This window comes from Paraburkholderia sp. RL17-383-BIF-A, assembly GCF_046028015.1.
Lineage (GTDB): Bacteria > Pseudomonadota > Gammaproteobacteria > Burkholderiales > Burkholderiaceae > Paraburkholderia.
The window spans coordinates 36481-61534 of sequence record NZ_JARESR010000030.1 but is presented as its reverse complement, the minus strand read 5'-3'; the positions used below and the strand labels follow the sequence as shown (position 1 = coordinate 61534).

Annotated in this window: 22 protein-coding genes; 2 read left to right on the top strand and 20 right to left on the bottom strand. The window is 63.6% G+C overall.

The features are described 5' to 3' along the window. The 3 genes from P0D71_RS27720 to P0D71_RS27710 form a co-directional block, all read right to left on the bottom strand. The gene (locus P0D71_RS27720) at nt 1–369 is read right to left on the bottom strand and encodes a DUF4212 domain-containing protein (RefSeq protein WP_408483106.1); all 369 of its coding nucleotides are present in this window, start codon (nt 367–369) and stop codon (nt 1–3) included. Nucleotides 370–528: 159 nt separating this feature from the next. Beyond that, a complete protein-coding gene (gene acs / locus P0D71_RS27715; RefSeq protein ID WP_408296604.1) occupies nt 529–2511 on the bottom strand; it encodes an acetate--CoA ligase in 1983 nt (660 codons plus the stop codon). Nucleotides 2512–3106: 595 nt separating this feature from the next. Continuing rightward, entirely contained in the window at nt 3107–5785 is a 2679-nt protein-coding gene (locus P0D71_RS27710) for a hypothetical protein (protein ID WP_408483105.1), read from the bottom strand. A 226-nt stretch (nt 5786–6011) separates the two neighbouring features. On the opposite strand from P0D71_RS27710, the gene P0D71_RS27705 reads away from it, so the two are divergent. Both P0D71_RS27705 and P0D71_RS27700 read left to right on the top strand, forming a co-directional pair. Then, on the top strand, nt 6012–9299 hold the full coding sequence (locus P0D71_RS27705; protein WP_408483104.1) for a hypothetical protein: 3288 nt from the start codon (nt 6012–6014) through the stop codon (nt 9297–9299). A 455-nt stretch (nt 9300–9754) separates the two neighbouring features. Continuing rightward, complete coding sequence (locus P0D71_RS27700) at nt 9755–10603, top strand: DUF1521 domain-containing protein (protein WP_408483103.1); 849 nt, start codon at nt 9755–9757, stop codon at nt 10601–10603. Between the two features lie 199 nt (nt 10604–10802). Here P0D71_RS27700 and P0D71_RS27695 read toward each other — a convergent pair whose 3' ends face one another. From P0D71_RS27695 to sctC, 17 genes are read right to left on the bottom strand one after another with little or no spacing between them, the layout of a single operon-like run. Next, complete coding sequence (locus P0D71_RS27695) at nt 10803–11222, bottom strand: hypothetical protein (protein WP_408483102.1); 420 nt, start codon at nt 11220–11222, stop codon at nt 10803–10805. Next, nucleotides 11219–12538: a FliI/YscN family ATPase gene (locus P0D71_RS27690; protein ID WP_408483101.1), complete on the bottom strand. Its 1320-nt coding sequence runs from the start codon at nt 12536–12538 to the stop codon at nt 11219–11221. Before P0D71_RS27690 ends, P0D71_RS27695 begins: the two co-directional genes overlap by 4 nt. An 11-nt stretch (nt 12539–12549) precedes the next feature. Beyond that, entirely contained in the window at nt 12550–14628 is a 2079-nt protein-coding gene (locus P0D71_RS27685; RefSeq protein ID WP_408483100.1) for a flagellar biosynthesis protein FlhA, read from the bottom strand. Between the two features lies 1 nt (nt 14629). Continuing rightward, entirely contained in the window at nt 14630–15370 is a 741-nt protein-coding gene (locus P0D71_RS27680) for an EscU/YscU/HrcU family type III secretion system export apparatus switch protein (protein ID WP_408483099.1), read from the bottom strand. Beyond that, nucleotides 15367–16089, bottom strand: coding sequence for an EscT/YscT/HrcT family type III secretion system export apparatus protein (locus tag P0D71_RS27675; RefSeq protein ID WP_408483098.1), 723 nt, complete (start codon nt 16087–16089; stop codon nt 15367–15369). The genes P0D71_RS27680 and P0D71_RS27675 overlap by 4 nt, the downstream gene beginning before the upstream one ends. 2 nt (nt 16090–16091) lie before the next feature. Beyond that, complete coding sequence (gene sctS / locus P0D71_RS27670) at nt 16092–16367, bottom strand: type III secretion system export apparatus subunit SctS (RefSeq protein ID WP_408185302.1); 276 nt, start codon at nt 16365–16367, stop codon at nt 16092–16094. Then, complete coding sequence (gene sctR / locus P0D71_RS27665) at nt 16364–17008, bottom strand: type III secretion system export apparatus subunit SctR (RefSeq protein ID WP_408342818.1); 645 nt, start codon at nt 17006–17008, stop codon at nt 16364–16366. The genes sctS and sctR overlap by 4 nt, the downstream gene beginning before the upstream one ends. After that, nucleotides 17005–17976, bottom strand: coding sequence for a FliM/FliN family flagellar motor switch protein (locus P0D71_RS27660; protein ID WP_408483097.1), 972 nt, complete (start codon nt 17974–17976; stop codon nt 17005–17007). Before P0D71_RS27660 ends, sctR begins: the two co-directional genes overlap by 4 nt. Then, nucleotides 17973–18851, bottom strand: coding sequence for a flagellar biosynthesis protein (locus P0D71_RS27655; protein ID WP_408483096.1), 879 nt, complete (start codon nt 18849–18851; stop codon nt 17973–17975). The genes P0D71_RS27660 and P0D71_RS27655 overlap by 4 nt, the downstream gene beginning before the upstream one ends. Continuing rightward, nucleotides 18845–19420 carry a hypothetical protein gene (locus tag P0D71_RS27650; protein WP_408483095.1) on the bottom strand — a complete coding sequence of 192 codons (576 nt, stop codon included), beginning with the start codon at nt 19418–19420 and terminating at the stop codon, nt 18845–18847. The genes P0D71_RS27655 and P0D71_RS27650 overlap by 7 nt, the downstream gene beginning before the upstream one ends. Further along, complete coding sequence (gene sctJ, locus P0D71_RS27645) at nt 19417–20265, bottom strand: type III secretion system inner membrane ring lipoprotein SctJ (protein WP_408483094.1); 849 nt, start codon at nt 20263–20265, stop codon at nt 19417–19419. Before sctJ ends, P0D71_RS27650 begins: the two co-directional genes overlap by 4 nt. Then, entirely contained in the window at nt 20262–20531 is a 270-nt protein-coding gene (locus P0D71_RS27640; RefSeq protein WP_408483093.1) for an acyl carrier protein, read from the bottom strand. Before P0D71_RS27640 ends, sctJ begins: the two co-directional genes overlap by 4 nt. A gap of 52 nt (nt 20532–20583) precedes the next feature. Next, the gene (locus P0D71_RS27635) at nt 20584–21042 is read right to left on the bottom strand and encodes a tetratricopeptide repeat protein (RefSeq protein WP_408483092.1); all 459 of its coding nucleotides are present in this window, start codon (nt 21040–21042) and stop codon (nt 20584–20586) included. A 57-nt stretch (nt 21043–21099) separates the two neighbouring features. After that, nucleotides 21100–21465, bottom strand: coding sequence for a hypothetical protein (locus tag P0D71_RS27630; protein WP_408483091.1), 366 nt, complete (start codon nt 21463–21465; stop codon nt 21100–21102). Then, nucleotides 21462–21740 carry a hypothetical protein gene (locus tag P0D71_RS27625; RefSeq protein ID WP_408483090.1) on the bottom strand — a complete coding sequence of 93 codons (279 nt, stop codon included), beginning with the start codon at nt 21738–21740 and terminating at the stop codon, nt 21462–21464. The genes P0D71_RS27630 and P0D71_RS27625 overlap by 4 nt, the downstream gene beginning before the upstream one ends. Next, entirely contained in the window at nt 21718–22812 is a 1095-nt protein-coding gene (locus P0D71_RS27620; protein WP_408483089.1) for an FHA domain-containing protein, read from the bottom strand. The genes P0D71_RS27625 and P0D71_RS27620 overlap by 23 nt, the downstream gene beginning before the upstream one ends. After that, complete coding sequence (sctC, locus tag P0D71_RS27615; RefSeq protein ID WP_408483088.1) at nt 22802–24865, bottom strand: type III secretion system outer membrane ring subunit SctC; 2064 nt, start codon at nt 24863–24865, stop codon at nt 22802–22804. Before sctC ends, P0D71_RS27620 begins: the two co-directional genes overlap by 11 nt. Between the last annotated feature and the right edge of the window lie 189 nt (nt 24866–25054).

Here is a 25054-nt window from a genome sequence, read left to right as displayed (position 1 = left end):
TCAGTTTCCGCTCGTGGTGGGCACGCGGACGCTGAAGCTTGCGTCCGCAACCAGGGCGCGTTGCAGGCGGCGATCGGCGCCTTGCATCAGCACGATATACACCACGATCAGCGCGAGGTAGATCAGGATCGCGCCCTGCGCGCCGAGGTAGAACGGCAGCCTGAAGCCGCCGACCCGCACCTGCGCCAGAGCCGGCGCCGTCAGCGGCAAGACGAACGACACGATGAAGCCCACGGTCATCAACATCGCGATCAATGCCACGTTGAAGCGCCAGTACTTTTGATGCGCGCGCGCCATCGCCGCCGAGACCGCGGGCGGGTCTGGCGGAGGATTGAACGTAGCGTGAGAGGAATGCTGCGGCGCGGCCATGCGCCTATGTATCAAAAAGCCACCGGGCAGGCAATCGGGATTGTCCGCGCGGTGGCCTCGAAGAACTGGCTTCAGTGCCCGGGAACTGCCATCGGTCAAGAGCGCACCGCCTTGGACGCCCTTGCCATTTACCCCCGGTTTACAGAGGCAAACCCAGGCTCAGAGCGACTCGCCGAGTTGATCGAGAATCGCCGGGTTCTCCAGGGTGGACACGTCCTGGGTGATTTCCTCGCCCTTCGCGAGCGAGCGCAGCAGGCGGCGCATGATTTTGCCCGAACGGGTCTTCGGCAGATTTTCACCGAAGCGGATGTCCTTGGGCTTGGCGATCGGACCGATCTCCTTGCCGACCCAGTTGCGCAGTTCGTTGGCGAGCTTGACCGCTTCCTCGCCTTCGGGACGCGCACGCTTGAGCACCACGAAGGCGCACACGGCTTCGCCAGTTGTCGCATCGGGGCGGCCCACCACGGCCGCTTCGGCGACGAGCGGGTTCGACACCAGCGCCGACTCGATCTCCATGGTGCCGAGCCGGTGGCCCGACACGTTGAGCACGTCGTCGATACGGCCCATGATCGTGAAGTAGGCGGTTTCCTTGTCGCGCACCGCGCCGTCGCCGGCGAGATAGAGCTTGCCGCCGAGTTCTTCGGGGAAGTAGCTCTTCTTGTAGCGGTCCGGATCGCCCCACACGTTACGCAGCATGGACGGCCAGGGGCGCTTCACCACCAGAATGCCGCCCTGCCCGTTCGGCACGTCCTGGCCGGTTTCATCGACCACCGCCGCCATGATGCCCGGCAGCGGCAATGTGCACGAACCCGGCACGAGCGGCGTGGCGCCCGGCAGCGGCGTGATCATGTGGCCGCCGGTTTCGGTCTGCCACCACGTGTCGACGATCGGGCAACGGCTGCCGCCGACGTTCTCGTAATACCAGACCCACGCTTCCGGATTGATCGGCTCGCCGACCGTGCCGATGATACGCAGCGTGGACAGGTCGTAGCTCTTCGGATGCACTTTCTCGTCGGCGTCGGCGGCCTTGATCAGCGAGCGGATCGCGGTCGGCGCCGTATAGAACAGCGACACCTTGTGCTTGGCGATCATGTCCCAGAAGCGACCGGCGTTCGGATAGGTCGGCACGCCTTCGAACACGACCTGAGTGCCGCCGAGCGTCAACGGACCATACGTGATGTAGCTATGGCCGGTGATCCAGCCGATGTCGGCGGTACACCAGAACACATCCGTGGGCTTCCAGTCGAAGGTCCACTTCATGGTCTGCGCGGCCCACAGCAGATAGCCGCCGGTGCTGTGCTGCACGCCCTTGGGCTTGCCGGTCGAACCGGAGGTGTACAGGATGAACAGCGGATGCTCGGCGCCGACCCACTCGGGCGCGCATTGATCCGATTCAGCCTGGGTGAGTTCGTGCATCCACAGATCGCGGTCTGCGTTCCATGCGATCTTGCCGCCGGTGCGCTGATACACGATCACGCTTTTGACCGCTTCGCAGCCGCCCATTGCGAGGGCTTCGTCGGCAATGTTCTTCAGCGGCAGCGCCTTGCCGCCGCGCATCTGTTCGTCCGACGTGACGAGCGCGACCGCGCCCACGTCCACCAGCCGCTCGTTGAGCGACTTCGACGAGAAGCCGCCGAACACGACCGAATGCGTGGCGCCGATACGCGCGCAAGCCTGCATCGCGACGATGCCTTCGATCGACATCGGCATATAGATCACGACACGGTCGCCCTTCTTCACGCCGCGCTTCTTCAACGCGTTCGCGAAGCGCGACACGCGTTGCAGCAGATCCTGATAGGTGACGTTGGTGACGGTGCCGTCATCCGCTTCGAAAATGATCGCGATGCGCTCGCCATTGCCGGCTTCGACATGACGGTCGATGCTGTTATACGACGCGTTCAACTGGCCGTCTTCGAACCACGTGTAGAACGGCGCATTCGATTCGTCGAGCACCTTGGTGAAGGGTGTGTTCCAGCTTAGCGTCTCGCGAGCGAGGCGCCCCCAGAAACCTTCGTAATCGCGTTCCGCTTCGGCGGCGAGCGCCCGGTACGCATCCATGCCGGAGATCGTTGCACCCGCCGCTACTTCTGCGGAGGGCGGGAAAACGCGGCGTTCCTGAAGAACCGATTCAATCGCAGACATCGACAACCCCTTGGTGAAGATGAAACGTAAAACCTGGCCGACGCGTCTGGGACACGTCGTATCGTATGGCGCCCGAAAGCTGCGGCGGGTGTCTCCAACCCTCGGCAACTGATCGCCTCTGCCGCACTGCACCATGCGCGATCGCTCACCGACTTTCAAACACGATAAATGCCGCAACTTACCTGCTACTTACGCGCGGCGGTATCGTCGGCAAAGACGCGCCCCGCCGCTTCTGATGTTGAATGTTAACCGAAGCCATCTGGCCGTGTCATGGCTGCATGGCAAAGACACCTGCCCAGGCGCCACCATGCCCGATCGATACCCAGGGTTACTCCTGGTGCCGCTGCGTGTCTTTCGTCGCGAACGGCTAGCGCGCAACTGCAGACTGGCCCCCCGCCGCGACGCCGCCCGATTGAAACCCGGCGGCCTTCACGCGTTCGCGATCATATCGGCGCCAGTGGAACGACACGGCTGCGATCCCACAAACGCGCACCGTTCTCTGGACACAGGGCGGCCATGCTTACTCGCCGGGTTTCATTTAACTTAGGAATGGCAACTAACATTCTGGTGAATGACTGGCCGGATTCCCCACGTCTCAGACCATATATCGGTTGGGATCAGTCAGATATACGCTGCCCGTTTTATCGCCGCGATACGCCTGAATGTCGAACTTAACCTGCTGTTTGTCCGGGTCCAGAATATTACCCACGACGACGAGGTTCTTTCTTCCATCGCCGGTCGTCACGCCTTCGTTCAGAATGGGCAGCCGGAAGACCCCGTCCTTCTCTTTGCCGAAGAACTGATAGCTCACCGAGCCGGATGCTTTCGAATAGGTCATCGCGATCGACCGGTCGAATACACGCATCGGCTGTCCTGTGGATGGCCAGCCGAACATTTGCGGCGCATGCGATACGACCGTCACGGAGTCCGCACCCGCGCCCTCGGCAAGCGCCTTCAGATACGGTGTCGCGGACGTGGCAAGACTGCGCCCGCGTTGCTGCATCGCCTGTCCGTAGTAAACGAGAACAGTTGGATCGCCGTGGGCGCCGGAACTTATGTCGCCCATCGGCGCCGCGCCGGGCTTGTTCCCTTGCGATAATTCGAAGCTCTCGATGGCGGGCCGCATGGCAGGCGTATAGAACGAAGAAAACCAGTTCACCACCGGCGTCGCATTGAGCGCGGCTTTGTCATACTCCTTGTGCAGTGCGTTGGCCTCTGCATCCCGTCCCTGCGCGCGCAGATCGTCAACCTGCTTCCTGAGCGCCTCTGCGTGATAGATCTCGGCGAAATTCGGCAGCAGCAACGGCGCGAGCGCCGCCGGCGGGAACGCAAACGACGCAGCCGTCGCAGCGAGACCGGCTACGAGTTGCGCGGAGTCGTTACCTACGTTCCATTTCGCCTGCTCGTTTCCCGGGTTCCGGATCAGTTCCTTGATATCGGACGACAACTGCCCGACAGACGGCGCAAGTCCGATCGCCGTGCCGAGCAGCGACAGTGCCTTTGACGAGAGGCCAAGCAACTTATTGCCGTTGATGTTGACCACGCTGAGGGCATCGCCGGTGGTACTGAGCGAGTCAGCGGCCAATGCCATCTGGTTCATCGTGCTCGGGGCGTTCTTCACGTTCGCCGAACTCGACGCCAGCGCGAGCATGTCGATCGGCAGCCAGTGGCCATTGGCTTTGACGCTGCCGGGCAGCACCTTGCGCGAAGGCTCAGGAACGTTAAGGCCCGCGGGCAACGGCACAGTCTGGGTTGGCCGCGATCGGAATGGCGGCGCCGTCTGGTTGTCGCGGTGGCGCGTGATGACCACCGTTTGACTGCCATGGTGATCCGTCATCGGCTGGAACTTTTGCGTGGCATGGTGCCGGCTTTCGACGGTCGCTTGAGATTCGCGATCATGCAGCAGCCAGCCAGTTTGGGATCCGGCATCCTGCCCATTTTTTCGTTGCTGGACGCCCGGCTGCGAAGGCTGTCCGGCGCCGGCTGTGGTTTCTGTTTTCCACGGCACTGACGCGACAGCGTTCGGCGGCATGGTCTGTACGTCGGCGTCGCGCTTCGCGCTCGCCGTCTGAGTTCCCGCCATGTTCTTCAATGGAGTGGCCTGAATTGCTGTGCTGATTTTTAACCTATCGACTGTCTGCACGGCGTGGTCGTGCTGCTGAAGGCTCGTTTGAGTGCCGTTGTGCTCCATATGCGCAGTTGCCTGAACCGATTCATCCAGTCGACTCGGCGAACCCGTTTGCACATTCTGATCTGCCACATGAATGCGAGTCTGATTGCCGGCATCGGCGAACTGCGGTGTCGCCTGATCGCCGCTATCTATTGTTCTCCGCGAATGCGTCTGGATCTCGGCATCCTGGACGTCTCGCCCTATTTGAGTTTCTTCATGGACGACCCGCTTATCCGTTTGAGCACTGGTGTGATTGCCTGCCGTCGCATACTTGTGCTCACCCGTTGCCTCTCCATCTGTCGCATGCGGCGGTTGCTTTTCCGTCTGATTCGAGGCTGTCTGAGTGAAGCGGCTCTGCGTGAAATGCGGCGTTTGAGTCGCCCTGCTGATGCCGGCACTCTCCGTTTGAGTCGGTCTATCTCGACTCATTGACAGTAAATGGGTCTGCGTTCCGTGCGACCGTTGCAACTGATCAGTCGTTTGCGTTTGCGCATTACCGGTTCGGAGTGTGGTCGTCTGAGACTGCTTCGATGCAGAAGCCGGTCGGAAATCGACCAGCGCGATCTCTTCGTGCGGATCGCGACTGGGGAGAAACGAGAACGCTCCCTGTCTCAACGGTCCACGCAGGTAATTACGCAGTGTTGCCCGCTTGTCCTCGACCTTCGAGAAATCGATCGCGTAGCCGATCGCATTGCCGAGCGCCTTACTCGCCTGCAATCCGGCGAGGGCTAGGTCCTGTCCACCGTCAGGATCCTGTGCCTTCCCCAAAGAACTGAAGAACCTGCCGAGATTCGACACCATGCCATTGCCCGCATGCCCCATGCGGTTTGCCGAGACCAGCCGGGACGAAAACGAACTGCCTCCCGGCAGCGACTGCCTGTCTTGCAGCGTGTTCAAGGTAGATAGAAGAAGGCCTGTCTTGAAGTTCAGGCTGTTGGAGAACGGTGTCGATACGGAAGGAGAGACCGGGTCGTGCGGGTCGGGCGGTTGGATCGCCGGGAACGGCGGCGTGGCGTTTTTATCGGCGGACTTTTCAGTTTGATGTGGATAGCTAACTGCATATTCGCTATCACGTACGGTACTTCCCATAGTGGACGTCGTCATTTTGATGACCTCTGAATGGAGCGGCACGAGCAATCATTAGGTCACGCCACGTCAGTGCGATGTGGTATCGCGGTACTGCATTCAAATGAGTCACGCCTATCTGAATGCCACTGCAAAATCTATATCCCCTTATGACATGCCACAGGTTCGCCGGTGATCTGATGACCACCACGGTGGGCAGATCTTCATCGCGCACCGTTCGTCCACAACTCTTCGAGGTGCGACCATGTCTACCAGTCCGATCAGTAGTTCCGATCCGCTTGTATCTCCCTATTCGTCCGTCCCGAACGGCGCTTCCATACCGCCGGTTCCCGATCCCCGTGACGCGCTGGCGGGACCACCCCTGCAGCCGGCAACGCGTGAGCCTCACAGCCAGCGCGGCGCTCGCAAACCGGTTTCAACACACGCGTTGCTGCAGAAGTACTCCACCAATCCGACGTTGCAATCATCGGTGACATCGCCGGCCGCGCCGCAGTCGCCCCCAACGTCGGCGACGCAATTTGCCGCCGACATGGTCGGTCGGTACGATGGCGGCGCTCAGTCACGCAACCATGGCGCCGACCTGAAGAGCGCCATGGTCCTGTGGAAGACGGCCAGACTGGTGATGACCGGCCTGCCGCGCGACGAGGTCCAGGTCACCCAGGACGAGCAGGAGCTGGCCTCCGCACTCGCGCAGATGGACCCGGCCACGCGCAAGCAGTTCGAGCAGCGCGCCAACGCGTTACGCACGGTGCCGGAAGATGGCTATGAAGCGGCAAGCTCCTCGTTGCATCGGGACGTAGACCAGGAAATGCGCCGCGTCGAGTCGGACCCGGTCAGTCGCATGAACGCGGTATTCAATGCGCCGGTCGGCATCGGGTTGCTGGGCGAGGACGGCCAGAAACAGATGGCCGCGTTGCTCAACGAGGCGACGAAGATGGATACGCCGGGCGCCACGCCCACCCAGCGCGAGCAGGCCTTCGCGGAAGCCGTTGGGATCAAGTCGCGGATGCAGGATCAGATTCTGCAAGAATCGCAGGACATTCATGAGGCCCAGAAGAAACTCTGGGACGCGTCCAGCGCCCGCGTGAAGCAGGTTCTCGACGACGCGGAACACTACAGGATTTCAGACGACCCGCAAGATAACAGCAAGGACACACTCCACCTGCGCACCCACTCCGACGATTCGGAGTGGGACAGCGGCACGCGGCTGCCGGCCTACGCGAAGACGTTTCCGTACCAGTCGGTGATGGAGAAACTGCTCTCGCCCGACGGCTACTCGCAACAGGAGCGCAGCCGTTCGACCGCGCGTACGCTCTCGCCCGAAGATCGCACGCGCGATCTGCTCACCTTCCAGCAGGGCATGTCGGAGCCGGGGTCGGACATTCACCAGCGCGTCACGAAGCTGGAGCAGCAGGCGCTCTCGACGATGGCCAGTCCCGGCCCCGGTCTGAACGCTGCCACGCCGGCCACGACCCTGAGCAGCGTGGCGGCCCATCCGCCGAAGTATGATCAGAACTACGTACAGAATCTCGCGGACGGCTATCAGGGTGCGCTGGGGGACACCGACAAGCAGATCCGTACGATGCTGAGGCAAGACACTGGCGGTCCTTTGGACAAGGCGCTGTACGCGATCGGCCGGTTCGTCGCGGACCTGTCGCCGATCCCCGGCATGGACTGGTTCGCCACGAAGCTGCTCGATGCCAGCTTCCCCAATCGGGGTGGGCTGACCGGTCAGCAGGTGAGGAACATCGACCTGGGGGCGATGTTCACCGGGTTGCTGCTCGGCAGGGGGGAGCCCGAGGCGGGCGAGAGCGCGCTGAAGCCGTTGCTGGGCGGGCCTGGTGAGGGCGCGATGCAGCTGCAACCAGGTCCGACGGGCAACCCGTCTTCTACGGTTCAACCGCCAGTGAGCGGCGCGACGGCAGGTCCCGCATTCACGGCCGGCGGCATGCCCGAAGCCTATGCACTCAAGAACGTGCCATCCTCGTACGGTCCATCGGCTACGCCGGGCGTGTATGTCGATACGGCCAACGGCCAGAAATTCATCCTCGCCGACCACCAGGCGTTTCCGGTGAAGTACGACAAGGACAACACTACCTACCGGATCTACGACCTCGCCAATCCGGCCCGTCCCACCTATCCCGTGCGTCACGATTCAGGGTCCGAGAAGTGGGAAACCCACCGGGATGTTGGGCTGCAAGGGGGCACCCCTATATCGATGGGAACGAAACTAAAAGCCAAAGATTTGCTTTGCGACGGGTGGATGCAGAAGGACGTCGCGACACTATTGGGTATCAGCCCAAACTCTGTCAGTCGCATTCAGAGCTCGTTTATTAATCCGGATCCCTGGACGATGCCGCTGTGCTCAGAACCCTTCCGACAGGAGGTCATTGCCCAACTGAACGCCGGCGCCCCGCGAGAGCAGATCGCGCGCGATAAACATATCCAACCCGAAACCGTCGATTACATCGACCAGCATTATCGCCGGAACAGGCACGCGCCTCAGCAGGCAACCGGCGCCCAACAGCCGACCGCTTCGGCCGCGCCGCACGGACGTGCATCGCCGCAACCGGGCACCTCCACTGGGGGACGAACCGATGTTCCGACTGGCCTGATGAACCCCGTCCAGACGAACATCGGGACCGAGGCCGGGAAGGTGGAAACCCCTCAGGGTCGCAACCTGAAACGCAGTATGACTCTCTCGAATGTGCCGCCGCATATAAGGCTAAAAGCTGAAGCCCTGCTTGAGGATGGGTGGACGATTATGGAGACCAGCAATGAAACGGGCATGAGCAGATCCTCCGTCGGCCGGTTGAGGACGAGTACGGACCTCTCGAGCCGCCCGGCGCGGCCGCTGGCTTCCCTTTCAGTCGTATGTGCGGTCATAAGCCGGCTGGAAGCTGGCATTCCGCGAGAGCAGATAGCACACGATATGCATATCCAACCCGAAACGGTGGATCGCATCGACCAGGACATTCGTTCCCAATATAGGGCGCACCCGTCATTGCTTGCGCAATTCACGCAAGTAGATCCCAGTATCCCACCACTCGAAACTTCGACCGGGTCTGAAGGACCCGCGTCGCCGCAACCGGGCACCTCCACTGGCGGGCAGACCTACCCATCGACAAAACGCCCGCGCGTCGACGCGCCACAATCCTTGGGCCCGGAAGCATTGAGATCGGAAGTGCTCAGGCAGGTCGAAAACCAGATTCCGGCTGAACAGATCGCAAAGAACCTGGGTCTGACGCCGGAGGCCGTCAACCAGACAATCGAGCGCTATGTGATGGACGAAACCCGGAAGCTGCACGAAGAGTTCCTGGCCGAACAGGCCCCTCAGCCCATCGCCGCGGCACCCACGCCAGTTGTACCGCCCGCCACCCGGGAGGACGTGATCCGTCGACTGAACAACGGACAAACGCCGGCCGACATTGCCGCTCATTCCGGTCTGACGGTGTTCCAGGTTGACCAGATCAGGGATCAGTACTTGCAGGAGGAGCTCGCGCATTTCAACGCGGATTTACTCAGGCAATAGAACACGCGACGCCGGAGCATTGAGCGCCTTCACCACTGCCTCGGCGTCTTCCTGAAATGCATCCGCCGAAAACCTTCGACTGAACTGCGGCATCTGACGCGTCCGTCCACGCAATTCGATTCCCTGTGCCCGGCCGGCCGTATCAGCTGAACGGATGGCACTCGCTGCCAATCCGGCGACGCCCGCGTCCCTTGATTGCGTTTGGGATCGCGTTAGACGGCTCTGTCCCTCCGGTTTTGGCAGTGGGTCGGCCTACAGCCACTAACTCACGACGGGCACCTCCTGAAAAATAGGACCACCCGAACAATTTGCATCTCATCTCTCACCCTATAAATAAGTATGCCGAACGACAATCGAATCTCTCTACCATGTCGTACACGGAGCCAATTCCACACCGTCGGCGACGCGGTTCCGTCAATCTGGTCAAGCCGACTTTTTATTTCCGGAACATCGACATGTCAACAACGACGCAAGCCCACTACAACTCCTTCGCCGTCTATAACAGCGCGAACAATCATTCGCAATTTGCAGCGCTATCGCAGCGTTTCGGTGCTAACTCGTTCGGCGGCCGCGGCTCGTCGGAACCGATGTCCAGAATGCGAGGCAACTTCTCGCAGACGTCGTTCTCCATGACCAGCCACAACTCGCCGCACGGCTCGAGCAGCACGATTACCGCGCAATCGACGAGCATCGGCCGCGGCTATGGCCAACCGCCCGCACCGGCTTACCATCGCGGCGAGTCGTTCAGCCAAAGCCATATGGCAATCAACAGCCGCTCTGTGAAGAATTCGCGAGATTGCGATCGCACGCCGCCGCGTAACGACCGCGACAGGAATTCGTCGCAAGTCAACGTGAGCGGCTTCACCGACGGCAACGGCAAGATCGCCACCAAAGACTACGACTTCGGATTCAACAAGGCCGATTCGTCGATCTCCATCACCAACAAGCAGACCGGCGTGACGAACAAAGTTTGGGGCGACCCGCATTACGACAAGCAAGGCACCTTCAATGGCGCGCTGGATTTCAAAATGCCTGGCGGCGACCTGACAATCGACACGAAGGCGGCCAAGAGCAATTCGAAAGTCTCCTACGCGGACACGGCGACGCTCAGCATGGGAAATAAAACATACACGGTCAACGGCATCAGTCAGGAGAACAGCGCACCGCTCACCGTGCAGGAGAGCCGCGGCCGCTCCGCGCCGCATGGCTACACGCTCGAGGCCACCACGGGCGCCGCCGGCTTTGTCGATCCGCACACCCACAAAGCGCCGACCCAGGCCGATTTCAACCGCTACGCGGCGTAACTCTCGCGATTCTGCATAACACTCACCGGCGCGGCCGCTGCCCCGCCCGGTGAGCGAAGCGTGCGAGCCGGCCCGCGGTCGATGACTGCCCACCGTGCCAGCGGGGTTCACGCGATGCGAAAAAGCCGGACGTCCCCGAGACAGTCCGGCTTCGTTGCTTCCTGTGATCCGTGGGACCCTCTCCGCGACGGCCTTCACGCTACCCGCTTTCACGCAGCCGCATCAAACATTCACGAGCACGCGTATCGGCCTCCTCCTGCCGCACCGTCTCGCGTCGCCAGTTCGTCAAAGCTCGCACCACTTCCTCGCACGCTCGCGTATGCGCCGCCTCGGCTTCGGCCAGTTGCCCACGCAGCGTCGGCGTACGCGCATCATGCGCACGCTGCGTCGCATGCCACTGCCGGCTTGCGCTCAGATCACGCCGGCACGATGCCAGCACCCGTAGCCGCTCCTCCGCATGCCGTTCGAGCGCGGCGATCCGCTCGGCCACCACACCGGCTGCGAGACGCTCGCTGCGGCGCGCGTCCACCATCTCCCGCAGCCGGCGCTGAACGCGCAAGCGGCGCACGCGCGCGAGCACGCGCCAGAACGCCGCCAGCCTGACAACGCGATGTGTCATAGCGGATGAGCGCCATCGCATAGCGCATGCAACTGCATGCGCGTGTCCTCCCAGCCGCAACGCGTATCGTACGGCTGACGCAGAAAGCGCTCGATCGCCGCGCGCCGGTCGATGGCCCGGTCCGTCTCCGCGTCGTTACCACGCTGGTACTCACCTATCTGCAGCAATAGTTCGACCTCCTCATAGCGAGCGAGCCAGTCGCGCACACGGTTCGCTCTCGCCTGATGCGCGGCATCGGCAACGCGCGTCATCAACCGGCTTCGGCTGCGCAGAATATCGATGGCGGGATAGTGACCGGCCGCACCGAGTTTCGACGAAAGCTGGATATGCCCGTCCAGCAGCGAGCGCGCTTCCTCGGCGACCGGATCGGACAGGTCGGCCTCATCCGCGAGCACGGTGTAGAACGCGGTGATGCTGCCCTGCGCCGTCACGCCGGCCGATTCGATCAGGCGCGGCAACTGCGCAAACACGCTGGGCGGAAAACCGCCTCGCAGCGGCGGTTCGCCGACCGCCAGTCCGAGCTCGCGCAACGCGCGTGCATAACGCGTGAGCGAGTCGAACAACAACAGCACGTTGCGTCCGCTCGCGCGCAGCCCAACCGCGACCTGCGCCGCGAGTTCCGCCGCCTTGATCCGTTCGGCGGCGGGACGATCAGACGTCGCGGCGATCACAATGGTCGACGCGCGCCGCCGCTCAAGGTGGTCGTGGATGAATTCGGCGACTTCGCGCCCGCGTTCGCCGATCAAGGCCACCACGACCGCATCGGTCGATGCGCCGTTGGCGATCATGCCCATGATCGTGCTCTTGCCCCCGCCGGCAGGCGCGAAGATGCCGGTGCGTTGCCCGACGCCGCAGGTCAGCAATCCGTCGACCGCCCGCACGCCGGTAGCAAACGGCGTCGTGATGACCGGCCGTTCGAGCGGATTGAGCGTCGCCCCGCTGCTGTCTTGCGCCGCGGCGCTGACGAGCGGCGGCGCAGAACCACCGTCGAGCGGATTGCCCAGACCGTCGACCACGCGGCCGAGCAGCCCTGCCGCGTCGAACGTGCCCCATGCCGAGCCGCAACCTTGCACCTCGGTGATATCCGACAGGCCGTTCAAACCGGCAAGCGGCATGACCAATGCGCCATCGTGTGCAAACCCGACCACTTCGCCGTATTGCGCTTCCAGCGTATCGGGCCGCACGAGGCGCACCTTTTCGCCGATCCGCAACGACACACCCACCACCCGCGCGATCACGCCGCGCGCTTCGACCACCCGGCCGCGCAACGTCGGTGCGGACGAGAACACCGGCGCACTCTTTTCCAAAGACGGCATGCCGTTCCCCTTCATGCGGCACCCAGCGTCGCGACCGCCTGGACGCGGTAGACGTCGAGCGGAATCTCTTCGATGGCCAGCACCTCGACGCGCCGGCCGAAGTCGTGCAATAGCCGCGCCAGATGCGGACGCAGAATCGCGTTCGTGACGATCAACGCGATTCCGTCCAGTTCAGCCATGAAAACCCGTTGCGCACGCTCCAGATCTTCCACGGAAAGCACGCATTGCGGCTCACCGTCGACACCGCTTCTGATCTGCGCCTCCAGCTCGGCCTCCCATGAAGGCTCCAGCACCGCCGCGAAAATCGTCCACGAATCGAGGTCGGCGCGGCCGCGCGCGATCTGCGGACCGAGCTGGATGCGCGCCTGGCGCACCATCCGGTCAATCGTGCGCTCGCCCGCCGGCACACGCACCACGGCTTCGAGAATCGCGCGCAGATTGCGGATCGCCACGCGTTGCTGAAGCAATTGCCGCAGCACGCTGGCGAGCTGGACGGTGCTCACAGCCTGCGCCGCCTGACCAACCAGCTCACGAAATTCGATCGACAGTTGGTCGAGCAGAAAGCGCGTCTCCTGAGTGCCGAGAAAATCAGCCGCGGAGCGCTCGCACACCTCCGCGAGGTGATCGCATAGCGCCTCGTCCACACTCGCCTTGTGGATCTCCGGATCGTCGAGCGAGGCCGCCGTCGCGCTCGGCACCCAGACCGATCTCTCCGCGCGCGGCCGATAGCCCGCAATACCCTCGAACGTGACGCGGTTCGCGTCGCCGCTCACCAGCATATGCGCGTCGACCAGCGTGCCGCTGGCAAACGGCACGTCCTCGATATCCACGACGTAGCGCTCGGGTTCGAGCCGCGCATCGCGCAGCAGCGCGAGGCCAGGAAACGGCACGCCGAGGTCGACCATCAGCTTGCGGCGCAACTGACCGAGCCGTCGGTTCAGCGCCTCGGGCCGCAGCGCGTCGAACGCGCTCAGGCCGAGTCGCAAGCGCAGTGCCGCGCTCGTGCCCAACTCGACGTCGTCGAGAATACGCGGCACGTAGTTGCCGCCGTCGCGCGTCATGCCTGGCATCAGCGCGCGTTGCGAGTTGTTGGCGACTGCGGCGTTGCGCATCAGCGTGATGGCGAGCGCGAGCAGCAGGCCGCCGGCGACCATGAACTGCACATGCGGAAAACCCGGAATCACCGCTAGCGAAACACACGCGACGCCGGCCATGGCCATGGCTTTCGGATGCTCCGCCAGTTGCCTGTAGATGTCGCTGCCGAGATGCGCGTCGGCGCCGTCACCGGCACTCACTCTCGTGACAAGAATGCCCGCGGCGACCGAGACGATCAGCGAAGGAATCTGCGACACGAGGCCGTCGCCGACAGTCAGAATCGTGTACGTGTGCAGCGCGTCGCCGAACGACATGCCGCGCTGCGCGATGCCGACCGCCAGTCCGCCGACGATATTCACCAGCGCAACGACGAGGCCCGCCACCGCATCGCCCTTGACGAATTTCATCGCGCCGTCGAGCGAGCCGTAGAAATAGGTTTCGCGTTCGAGCGACGCGCGCAGACGGCTCGCCTGCGCAGCCGAGATCACCCCGTTGCGCATGTCGGCGTCGATACTCATCTGCCGCCCCGGAATGCCGTCGAGCGTGAAGCGCGCCGCCACTTCCGCGACGCGGTCTGCGCCCTTCGCCACGACAATGAACTGGATCGCCGCCAGCACCACGAAAACCACGAGCCCTACCGCCACATTGCCGCCCACCACCAGTTCGCCGAACGCGCCGATGATCTGGCCGGCGTGCGCGTGGAGAAGGATCATTTTGGTCGAGGCGATCGCCAGCGCGAGACGCAGCAGCGTGGTGATCAGCAACAGCGACGGAAAGCTCGCGAGGTCCGCGGCCTTCGACACATACAGCGTGGCGCTCAGCATCGTCAGACCGGAGGCGAAGCTCACGCAGATGAACAGATCGAGTATGAACGGCGGCACCGGCACGATCAGCAGTGCGAGGACCGCCAGAATGCCCACGCCGACGGCAAGGTCTGCGTGACGCGCAAGAAAAGCCGACAGATCGTAGCGGCTGAGGATGGAACGGTTCGACATGTTATTGACCAAGCTCCCGATGAAGCGCTCGACGCCGGCTCTTTATGTAGGGGTCGCCTTCGTCGTCGCGGTATTCGCGTTTGATTTCGTTCTTGTCCATGCGCAGGCCGCGCAGCCACAAGAAGCGCTGGATGAAATAGTCGGCAACGCTGGGCACGATCTGCGAGGCGGCCATCAAGGCCAGCAGATGCGAGTGCGACATTGCCGTATTGCCGAGATGGACCGGCAAGGAAAACGTCCATGCGGGCGCAAGCTGCCGCAGGCAGGCCTCGATGGCCTCCGCGAACAGAAGCAGCAGGATCATGAACTGGATGATCGTGAGCACGCTGTCCCACACGAGGCGCAGACTGAACATCTGCTTCAATCCATTGATCGGGTTCAGCCGCTTGAGGTCGGGCACGACGCGCTTGAATGCCAGCAGGCCGCGCGTTTGCACCAGTTCGGGCACCAGCACCGCGAGTGCGCCGACACCGAGCGTCGTCAGCACCGGCGCAATGAAAGCGTAAAGCGCGCCGCCCGTCGACGCGAGCAGATCGCCGAATTCGCGCGATGCGTCCAGCGTCGTCACGTGCACGATCAGGCGGCTGCCGAGTGCGTACAGATGCGGACCCTCGATAAACAGATACAGCCACCAGCACAGGCCACTGAAGGCCACCGTCACCTGCGTGCTCTTCGTGATCTGGCCGTCCATCCGCGCGCGGCGGATGCGTTTGGGGGTTGGCGCTTCGGTTTTGTCGCTCATCGCAGATGGATCACATGATCGAAAGCGACGCGCAACTGCTCGAACAACGCGGGTACGCTCAGCATGGCCGCGAAGGTCAGAACCGCGGCTTTCACGGTGCGCGCGTTCGCAAATGGATTGAGCCGCTTCGCATGCCGTGACATGAGGCCGAACGCCACGTCGACAAGCAACAGGAGGCCGAGCAACGGACTAGCGAGCCGCACGCCTTCGGTCAGCGTATCGGGGAGATTGCGCAATGCCAGTTGCCGGAACACATCGAGCAGATCGGTACGCCATTGCCCGGGCGGCCATAGCACCCACGCATCCGTGAAGAAGCCGAACAGCAGCGGCAAACCCGGACCTGCAAACAGCATCAACGCGGCGAACTGCAGAAACAGTTGTTCGAACAACGCCGCTTCCTGCTGGAAGTGCGGGTCGTACATCGCAGCGCTCCCATAGCCGCCCTGCTGATCGAGTATCGCGCCGGCGGCGCCGGCGGCATGGAAGATCGTGCCAAGCAGCAGGCCGAGCACGGCACCGGTCGCGACTTCGACGATCATCGCCAGCAACAGGTTCGGCGGGCAACCAACCTGCTGCGGCAGCATGGCAACGGCGAACATGATCGGCAGGCGCAACTTGGTTCCTAGCGAGTCGCTCTGGCCGAAGGGAATCATGCGAAGCGCGACGGCCGGCCGGATCGTGCAGAACGCAAAGCCTTCGAGATAAGGGATATATTCCATGCTCAATGCAAGCGCCCTGCCGCGATATAGGTGAACACGTGCGCGAGGAAGCGCGCGAGTTCGCGGTTCGCCCATGGCGCGGTGACGATCAGCACGAAGCCGACGCAGATGATCTTCGCGCCATAGGGCAGGCTCTGGTCCTGGATCTGCGTGATCGACTGCAATAGCCCGATCAGCAGGCCGATAACGGTAGCCACGGCGAGCGCGGGCAACGACAACCAGAACACCAGCATCAACGCGTCGCTGGACAAGGTGGGGAGAGACGGCAGGCCGTTCATTTTGCATAGCCGACGATAAGGCTGTGCATGAGCTTCGACATACCCGACGCCGACACGAACATGAACAGCTTGAGTGGAATCGACACCGTCGTCGGCGAGAGCATCATCATGCCCATCGCACTCAGCACATTGGCGACCACCAGATCCACCACCAGAAACGCGATGTAGAGCAGGAAGCCCGCCTCGAACCCGCTCGATATCTCGCTGATCATGAATGCCGGAATCAGCAGCTGCAAATCGGTTTCGCGCGCATCGCGCTCCGGATCGATCCGCTTCGCGGCGCTGACGAGAAACTGCCGCTCGTCGGGCCGCGAGTGCTTCAGCATGAAGTCGCCAAGCGGACCGCGCACGGCCCGCACGATTTCGACGGGGCGCGGCATGGAAGCCTGGCCGCCTTCGCCGGTATCGAGCGAGGCCTCGATCTTCGACACCGTCGGCGCCATGACCACCAGCGTCGCCGCGAGGGCGAGGCCGGAGATCACGAGATTGCTCGGCGCCTGCTGCACGCCGAGCGCCGAGCGCAGCAACGTCAGCACGATGCTGAATTTCGTGAACGATGTGGTCATCGTGACTGCGATTGGCAGAAGCCCCAGCATGAAAAACAGGAAGATGTTCTGTAGCGGATCGAACTGGTCGTTCATGCCGGCAGATCCTCCTGCGTGAGCCGTGTGACGCGCACGCCGAGCGCACCTTCGATATCGATCAATTCGCCGCGCGCAAACGGAATGCCCTGGCATAGCAGCGTGACCTTGCGCTCGCGAGCCGGCAGCCGGAACGCGACGATCGACCCTTCGCGCAAATGCGCCAGTTCGGCCACCGACAACGACAACGTGCCGAGCACCGCTTCGAAGGCGAAAGTGATCGAGTCGATCGGCAACAGTTCACTGGTGACTTCGACGGGCGGGGTTTCATCAGTCATGACATGCTCTATCAAGGTGTACTCCTGAGTAAATTTCAAAAGAATCCGGCATGTTCCAATTCGCAATGGCACACGCAGGTAAGTCGCAGGACGGTCGAACAGCAATGCATCGCCCACCGCGATCCTGCGCAGCCGCGGCAGCGACAGCCACGGACCGGGCACGCAAACCGGCAGGCGCACGTACAGGCGGTTGAGCAATGCCTCTCTCGACGGCACGGGAGGTATGCGCAGTCGCAGCCAGGCATCGACCGCCGTGCTGCGTACTGAGAAATGGGCAGCACGGCCGCTCGCCGTATGGGTGACGGCAAGGCCGTATGCGCCCTGCTCCGGCACGGCGTCGAACGCAACGCTGGTCAGGTCGATCGTGAAACCGAACAGACCTTCGAGCGCGCACAGCCAGTCATTCAACGCGTCGGCGACATGCATGAGTGCAGCCTCGCCGCGTGCGTCGATCACCGACGGCGCGAGTTCCGGCAGCAGCGCGCCGGCGTCGCACCCGGCGCTGAACGGCGCCTGGCCCGCGAAACCGGACACCCGCAGCGGATAAGACGCGCGGCACGGCTCGAACTGCAGCGTGAAGCTGCGCGTGCCCACCGACACCGCGTGTGGACTGCCGAAGTGGCGGATCGCCAGGTTGGTGCGCTCGGCGTCCGCGAGCGCGACCGTCTCCATGTCGTGCCAGAGCGTCACACCGCCTCCCGCACGAATGAACGCCGGACGACACGGACTGAGCGCGGTTTGGGTGGCGATGACGTGGGCGATGTCGGCGATGGCTGCGATGGCTGCGATGGCTGCATTGGCTGCAATGGCTGCATTGGCTGCATTGGCTGCATTGGCGAAGGCGAAGGCAACATCGGCGCTGCCAACGGCGCCGCGAGCACGGCCAACGTCTGCCGCACGCCCTGCTCGATCGTGTCGAGCGCCGTACGCCCCGAACCATCGGCGAAGTCGTACTCGCGCAGCACCGCCGCCACACTGTCGCGGATCCCACGCTCCAGCGCCCGCAACTGCACTTTCAAGCCGGCGTCGATCACGCCGGACTCGGTTTCGACGACGCACGAGCGAGCCGGCAGTCCCGCATCGGCGAGCACGCTGCATAGCGGCGCGCCGAGGTCCTGCTCGAGGGCGGCGATCAGGCGCACCGCGTCATCGAACTCGGCCGGTGCCACGCGGACCGACACGAGCCGCTGCGACTGCGCGACCGTAATCGAGCGGCGCAATTGATGCTTCAACGCGGCCGACGGCGGCAGTTCGCCGACAATGTCGCTCACCGCGCCGAGCACGATCTGCGTGAGCCTCTCTTCGAGACGATGGGCGGCGAATGCCACCGCGCTCGTGCGTCCGACATGTTCGCGCAGCGCTGCCGCCGTGCCGGCCGCGTGGCCATGACGCCACGCGCGGCGCTTGAGTTCGCGCACCCGCGTGCCGAGGCGGCGGCGCTCGTGTGCCGCGTCCGCTGCACGGTCGGCATCGACTGCGCGCAGGCCGTCGAGCGACGCCAGTTCATGCGCGCTCAGATGTCCGTCCGATTCGATGTGCCAGGCACCCAGTCGACATATCAGCATGGATGGGCTCCCATCAGACGGCGCGCCTCGGCGACCAGTTCACGCGCTTCGGCGGAAGATAAATTGCTCACGCGATAACGCGACGCGGTTTCCGACATCTCGCGCGGCAAGCGCAGGCTCCACCAGAATGCGTAGCGCGAGTCGGCGGTGGCTTCGAGCGCGAGTGCGAGGCCGACTGCCGTCATGTCGCGCCGGCTGAATAGCGACGGCGCCGGTTCGACGAGCAGATCGGCAGCCTGCGCACGCGGGTGCCGCTGAATCGCACCGAGCAGGCGCGGCGCAATCCCCGCCGCAAAGGCGGCACGAGCCTGCGCGGCGACAACGCGGCGCAGCGAAGGCGCGAACGCAAGCGCGGCGACGATCCGGCACAGCCGCGCGCAAGCCGGCCGCGGCCAGATCGGCAGCGCGGGCGGCACGTCGGCCAGCGCCACCTGAACCAGTTGCGGATAGCTGCCGAACAGAAACGCATGCGCGATGCGCGCGGTACGTTCGTCGCGGATCGGCTTGCCGTGTTCGAGCCAGCTGTGATGCGCCCAATAGGCCGGCGCACAGGTGTAGGCGCGCCTCATGCCTGGCCTCCGGCGTGCTTGGCGCGCTCCGAACGCGCACTTGTGTCCGACACTTCGGCGCCCTTCTTCGGCTTGAACCATGTGCGCCTTCCCGAGCGCCACAGCCAGATCGAGCCGCTCATCAGCGCCACGAGCAAGGCCAGCACGCCCAGCATCGCCGTGGCACGCGACGGCGTATAGCCGGCGCTCTGCGCGCAAGTCGTCGCGGCGACCGCGCCCGCTGCACTGGCGACGCCGTCATCCGCCGCGCAGTCGGCGGGAAGGGTCAGCACCGGCGTGACCGCGACGAGCGTCAGCGATACGCGTGCCGGCGTCAGCCCTTCGACACCGCCCGCGACCAGCGCGCGAATCCGGTCGCGCATCGGTTCGAGGTTGTAGTCGCTGCGATAGCGCATCATCACGGAAGCCGACGGCAGCGTGTCCTGCGCCGGGTCCATGGGATCCTTTTCCGGCAGCACGATGTGCACGCGCGCCAGCAGCACGCCGTCCATTTTTTCGAGCGTCTCGGAGATTTCCTGCGAGAGCCCGTACACGTAGCGGACGCGGTCTTCCTCAGGGCTCGAAATGAGCCCCTGGCGGCTGAACAGTTCACCGAGATTCGGGTGGCCGCCGCGCGGCAGCGCATAAGCGCTCGCCAGTTCGGTGGCGACCACGGCATCGGCGTCGTCGACCGAGACGTTCCAGGTGCGGTCCGGGTTGCGCTCCTTGTAGCCGTTGATGCCGTGATGGCTCAGCGCGGCGACGATGTGGTTCGCCTGGTCCTCGTCCAGGCCTTCGAAAAGCGAGGTTCTGCAGCCGACGAGGAGAAGCAGCACCGGCAGCAGGATCAGGGCGCGGCGCATCATTTTTGTTGTGTCAGGCTGTCGATCGTGCGACCGGCCGACTGGGCGATTTGCTTCGTGAAATCTACCCGCACTTCCAGTTTGATCACATCGACGTGCAGCCGCAGCATGTCCATGGTCGACAGGCTGCGGGAAGCAGGTTGATCGAGATGGCGGGCTACGCTGTTCGTCGACGCGTCGTAGCCATCCTGCACGCCTTCCAGCCAACGGTCGAATGTCCCCCCTGCGTTGTATGCCCCTTCAGTGATTTGGGGTTCGGCGGATGGCACGGGGGACCATGCATCGTGCGCCGGCGTAGCAATAAAAGAATCTATAGACATATCAATGCACGTGTCGAATAGTTAGTCGTTCAATCGTCGAGAACAAAGCCGCGCGATGCGTAGTGTGTGTAGCGCGCGCGGCACGGGTATAAGGCGCGCATTCGGGCAGGTTCAGGAACACCGTCGCCATCGAAAACGCGCTGGACTCACCATCGTCTGGCACCGTCATCAGCGTTCGGGTGCCGAGCGCGTATTGGCCTTCGAGCAACTGGCACACGCCCAGCCAGGCGCGTGCCAGCGTGTTGTCCGGCGCGAGTTCCACCGCCTGGCCCAACAGCCGGGAGGCAGCGAGATGATTCGCCCGATCCAGTTCCACCAGGCCGAGCGCGAGGTACGAAAAGGCGCGCCGCGGATACAGCAATGCCAACCGCTCGAACAGATAGCGCGCCTCGTCGAAACGTCGATGGATACGGGCGTAGTGGCCAATCGAAATCAGTAGTTGCAAGGTGTCGTCCTGCATTTGCAATGGCTCCCGAAGACGCCGCGAGAGCGTCTTCGTTTTGTTTTGGATTACTGTTTAAAGTTTTGCTCCTTCTTTTGCATTTTGGCCGGCGGCCTGAATCAGGCTATCGACCATCGTATTGACCGCGTTAAGGTTCTGTTGCGCCTGCGAGAGTTTCGCCATGCTGATGTTGTCAGGAGCGCCGCCCTGGTCGCCTTGCCCGCCGGCCTGCGGCGTTTGTTGCTGATTTTTTTGGGCCTCATCCATCGCTGAGCCCATCTTCTGGTTTGCGGATTGAAGAAATAACAAAGCCACACTGGCGACACTGTCGATCGAAACGCCGCCATTGGGGTTAAGTAGCGAACCGTCGCCCCCGAGACCGCCGGCGGTGTACGGATTGATACCCGGGTTCGGTTGGACCAGCGGATTTACACCATTCATGATTTCTCTTCCTTAAAGTTGTCGCGCGCATTTGCGAAGTTCACACTTCGCTCCACAACTTGCCGAGCCGCGCGCAAACACTCGACAAGCAAAACCAGTTCTTTTTGCAACTCCCGTGAAGCAGTTGGCATTGCGCTGTTCAGGCAGCCGATCTCATGCGTCAGGCGGGCGACGATTTCTTCTCGACCGGCCCCTCCGGGTTGAGCGAGCTTCTCCTCGATAGAAAGCTCGCCAAATGAACCGGGCGTACTTCTAGCGGCATCTTTCTGTGTCATGGGCGGCACTCATAAAAAATTCGTAGATCGAACCATCGTCGAGCGTCACCTCTGCCGCACAGGCCGAGATCCGCGTGATTCTCCCGACAGGCAATCGCGCACCAACGAAATAGCGCTGGCCTTGTGCATCGGTCAGCCAGGCCGCGTGACTGCCGGCGAGAAGATTCATTCCCAGTGCCTCGAGAGGCACGCGCACCTTTCCACCCTCCAGCGAGTGGCCGGGGAACGTGAGCTCGCGCAGCCCGTCGATCTCAGCGCGCGCCAGCCTCGCGACACGTGCGTAGTCCCACGACTCAGGCGACACGAACCCCGGCGCGCCAGGCAGCACCACGGTGAACGCACCCGGCTCGGCGGCCCGCACCTCGGCGCCGCGGTAATAGCGCGCGAGAAAATCGCCGACCTGCTCCTGCAATTGCGAAAGCACGATCACGCGCATGACCGGCGCCCGCTGCCGTGACCACGCCCGCGCGGTCAGCGCGGACAGATCCGCGGGCGACTGCACGTAGCCCTCGTAGACGAGCGCGCCGGACTTCGGATCGGGATGCGTCTTCACCAGCCGGAACGTGTCGTCGATGCGCGGTGCGTGCGGCCTGCCCGTCATCGGATTCGACGTGATCCACGCAAGCAGCGCGAACGCGACCGGCGCCGCAAAGACCGTCGCCTTCGCAACGGGCGATGCGCCGGACCAGCGTTTCGCGCAATAGGCGAGCGGCGCATGGCGCAATAGATAGGCGCGCTCGGCGTCGCCCGCCATCGTCGGAGTCGGCGCATCGCGGCCGCCGAACTGGAAGGTGACCGCGCCCGCCGAAAACCACGCGCCGCGCCGCAACAGCACGCGCCGCCCCGGCGCCAGTCGCCGGCCGAACACCGTCACGCCCGGCTGGTGCGCGACCAGCCCGAGCGCCGCGCCGCGCAGCTCGACGGTGGCGTGCAGCGGCTCGACCCCTTCGTCGATCACCATCAGATCGGCGTCGCCGCCGCTGCCGATCCGCAGCGGCCTATCGGCGGACAGCGCGATGCTGGCACCGGTATGCACGCCGTCTTTCACGAGGATCATTGCGTCAGCGGTCATTGCGGTCCTCCCAAGGCATCTTGCGTGTCGATTGCCATGCGGGCAGAGGCGGCGGCGACGGCAATGGCGTGACTGGCAGAGGCGCGATCGAAGGAGCACCCCGCGACGGCGACCGCAGCGCGGCAGCAACCGCCGGTGGGATATTGGTGGCCGCCGGGAGCGGGGGCATCGTCGCTTGTGCCGCTTGTGTCGCTTGTGTCGCTTGCGCCGCTTGCGCCGCTTGTGCCGCTTGTGCCGCTTGCGCGAGCGAACCCGATTCGGCACTCGGGGCGCCGGGCAAACCGGAGCCCGGTGCAAAGACCGCCCCCACTCCTGCGGGGGCCAGAGCCGGCCCCGCCATGACCGCCCCGCCCGCCGCTTCGCCGGTGCCAGCCGCACGCTTGAGGCGCGGTGTGATCAGGATCAAACGTTCGAGACGCTGCCGGGTCGTCTGGGTGTCGCGAAACAGCGCGCCGACGTAGGGCACGTCGCCGAGCACCGGCACTTTCGACGTGCTGCTTTCGCTGCGCTCGTATTGATACCCGCCGACCAGCAGACTCTCGCCGTCGCGCACGATCGCCTGAGTGACGATGGAGTGGTTGTCGACCTTCGGAATGCCGTCGACCGACATCGATGTATTGAACGCGCCGTCATCGATCTGGATGTTGAGCCGGATATTGCGGCGCGGATCAGCGGCCGATTCGACGCTCGGCGTTACCTTCAGCGTGAGACCGGTATCGATGTTGTAGAGATCGACGTCCTGGTTGCCCGCCACCCGCACATAGACCGAGCTGTGCGAAGTCAGCACCGCTTCCATGTTGTTCAGCGTGAGGACTTGCGGGCTCGACAGCACGCGTGCCTGGCCGGCGTCTTCCAGCGCGTGAATCTGCGCGAACAGGTACTGCGCCGAGTTGCCGACCAGAGTGGCGAGATTCAGTCCGGACGCCACGCCCGCCGCTGTTGCAAGCGCCGGCGCTCCGAAGCTCAACGGCGCGTTGATGGTGCCGGAGGACCCGCTGATACGCCCGTTCGAACCGCTCCAGGCCACACCGAGCGAACGCGCCGCGCTCGACGACACGTCGATCACGACAGCGTCGATCTCGACCAGTTCCTGCGGCTGGTCGAGCATCGCGATGGCGCGCTCGTAGTTCGGCATCATCGACGCGAGGTCGTTGATCACCACCGAGTTGGTGCGCGGGTCGGCAATGATGTTGCGTCGCGCGGGCGTCACGCTGGGCTGATCGGTCCGGCTCGTCTCAGTCGTTGCCGTATCGGGCAGCGGTGGTGGCGAGCTGTCGCCATCGGAAGGCGCGCCGCCGGCCAGCCCTAGGCCGCGCAGGCTCGGCAGCGGCGGCGGACCGCCGCGCGCGCTGCGGGCGTCGGCGCGAGCTTCGGCGCGCGAGCGGACTGCGCGCGGCGCGGTAGCTTGCCAACTGTCGATCATGACCCGCCGCAACAGCGAGGCCACCCCGGGCACCACCTGGTCCTGCGAGCCCACCGAATAGTGCATGTCCTGCGCCTGCGCGTAGCGCAGCGGGAAAATGCGGATCTCGGTCTGATCGAACGACGGCTCAGCGGTACTCTGCTGCTGCGCCTTGTCGATCGCGTCAGCCACCGCATCGACAAAGGCCGACGGGCCGGCAACCCTCGCGGTCGTCGCCGAATACCGGATCGGCAGACGCGGGTCGTCCAGATCGAGGTTGCGCAGCAACGCCGCAACCGCTTCGCGGGTCATCGGCGCAAAAGGAATCACCCGGCTACGCACGCCGGCAGCGGTCGCGACATGCATCGACTTGCCGTCGAAATACCAGACCAGGCCGTAGGCCTCGACCAGCTGCATGAACACGTTGCCGGGCGTGTCGTCGAAACGGCCGTTGACCGCGCCCTTCACGTCACGGGCGATATTCGCGGACAGTCCTTCCACCGCCAGCACGTCACGCAGCATGTCCGGCAACGGCGTACCGTTCGCCGCATAGTGAATCGGCGCGCCGTGCCACGCAGGCGTGACGGCCTGAGCCTGGGAGACCTGCAGCACCGCCCACACCAACGCGAGCCGGCCAGCCATTTGAAACATGGCAGCGCCAGTCACGCACGATGGCGAGGACTGCGGTCCACCTCCGCCCTTCTTATTGGGCGAATCATTGCGGCTCGTGATAAGCATCGAAATTTCCTGGCTACGTTGTATTGATTACGCCAGTGAAATTTAATAGCGCCGGCATCACGGATGGTCATATATATGCATGACTTCATCTGCCAATTTCAA

Coding starts and splice junctions, on each gene's coding strand:
- P0D71_RS27720 (WP_408483106.1), bottom strand. CDS start 369: ATGGCCGCGCCGCAGCATTCCTCTCACGCTACGTTCAATCCTCCGCCA.
- acs (WP_408296604.1), bottom strand. CDS start 2,511: ATGTCTGCGATTGAATCGGTTCTTCAGGAACGCCGCGTTTTCCCGCCC.
- P0D71_RS27710 (WP_408483105.1), bottom strand. CDS start 5,785: ATGACGACGTCCACTATGGGAAGTACCGTACGTGATAGCGAATATGCA.
- P0D71_RS27705 (WP_408483104.1), top strand. CDS start 6,012: ATGTCTACCAGTCCGATCAGTAGTTCCGATCCGCTTGTATCTCCCTAT.
- P0D71_RS27700 (WP_408483103.1), top strand. CDS start 9,755: ATGTCAACAACGACGCAAGCCCACTACAACTCCTTCGCCGTCTATAAC.
- P0D71_RS27695 (WP_408483102.1), bottom strand. CDS start 11,222: ATGACACATCGCGTTGTCAGGCTGGCGGCGTTCTGGCGCGTGCTCGCG.
- P0D71_RS27690 (WP_408483101.1), bottom strand. CDS start 12,538: ATGCCGTCTTTGGAAAAGAGTGCGCCGGTGTTCTCGTCCGCACCGACG.
- P0D71_RS27685 (WP_408483100.1), bottom strand. CDS start 14,628: ATGTCGAACCGTTCCATCCTCAGCCGCTACGATCTGTCGGCTTTTCTT.
- P0D71_RS27680 (WP_408483099.1), bottom strand. CDS start 15,370: ATGAGCGACAAAACCGAAGCGCCAACCCCCAAACGCATCCGCCGCGCG.
- P0D71_RS27675 (WP_408483098.1), bottom strand. CDS start 16,089: ATGGAATATATCCCTTATCTCGAAGGCTTTGCGTTCTGCACGATCCGG.
- sctS (WP_408185302.1), bottom strand. CDS start 16,367: ATGAACGGCCTGCCGTCTCTCCCCACCTTGTCCAGCGACGCGTTGATG.
- sctR (WP_408342818.1), bottom strand. CDS start 17,008: ATGAACGACCAGTTCGATCCGCTACAGAACATCTTCCTGTTTTTCATG.
- P0D71_RS27655 (WP_408483096.1), bottom strand. CDS start 18,851: ATGCTGATATGTCGACTGGGTGCCTGGCACATCGAATCGGACGGACAT.
- P0D71_RS27650 (WP_408483095.1), bottom strand. CDS start 19,420: ATGAGGCGCGCCTACACCTGTGCGCCGGCCTATTGGGCGCATCACAGC.
- sctJ (WP_408483094.1), bottom strand. CDS start 20,265: ATGATGCGCCGCGCCCTGATCCTGCTGCCGGTGCTGCTTCTCCTCGTC.
- P0D71_RS27635 (WP_408483092.1), bottom strand. CDS start 21,042: ATGCAGGACGACACCTTGCAACTACTGATTTCGATTGGCCACTACGCC.
- P0D71_RS27630 (WP_408483091.1), bottom strand. CDS start 21,465: ATGAATGGTGTAAATCCGCTGGTCCAACCGAACCCGGGTATCAATCCG.
- P0D71_RS27625 (WP_408483090.1), bottom strand. CDS start 21,740: ATGACACAGAAAGATGCCGCTAGAAGTACGCCCGGTTCATTTGGCGAG.
- P0D71_RS27620 (WP_408483089.1), bottom strand. CDS start 22,812: ATGACCGCTGACGCAATGATCCTCGTGAAAGACGGCGTGCATACCGGT.
- sctC (WP_408483088.1), bottom strand. CDS start 24,865: ATGTTTCAAATGGCTGGCCGGCTCGCGTTGGTGTGGGCGGTGCTGCAG.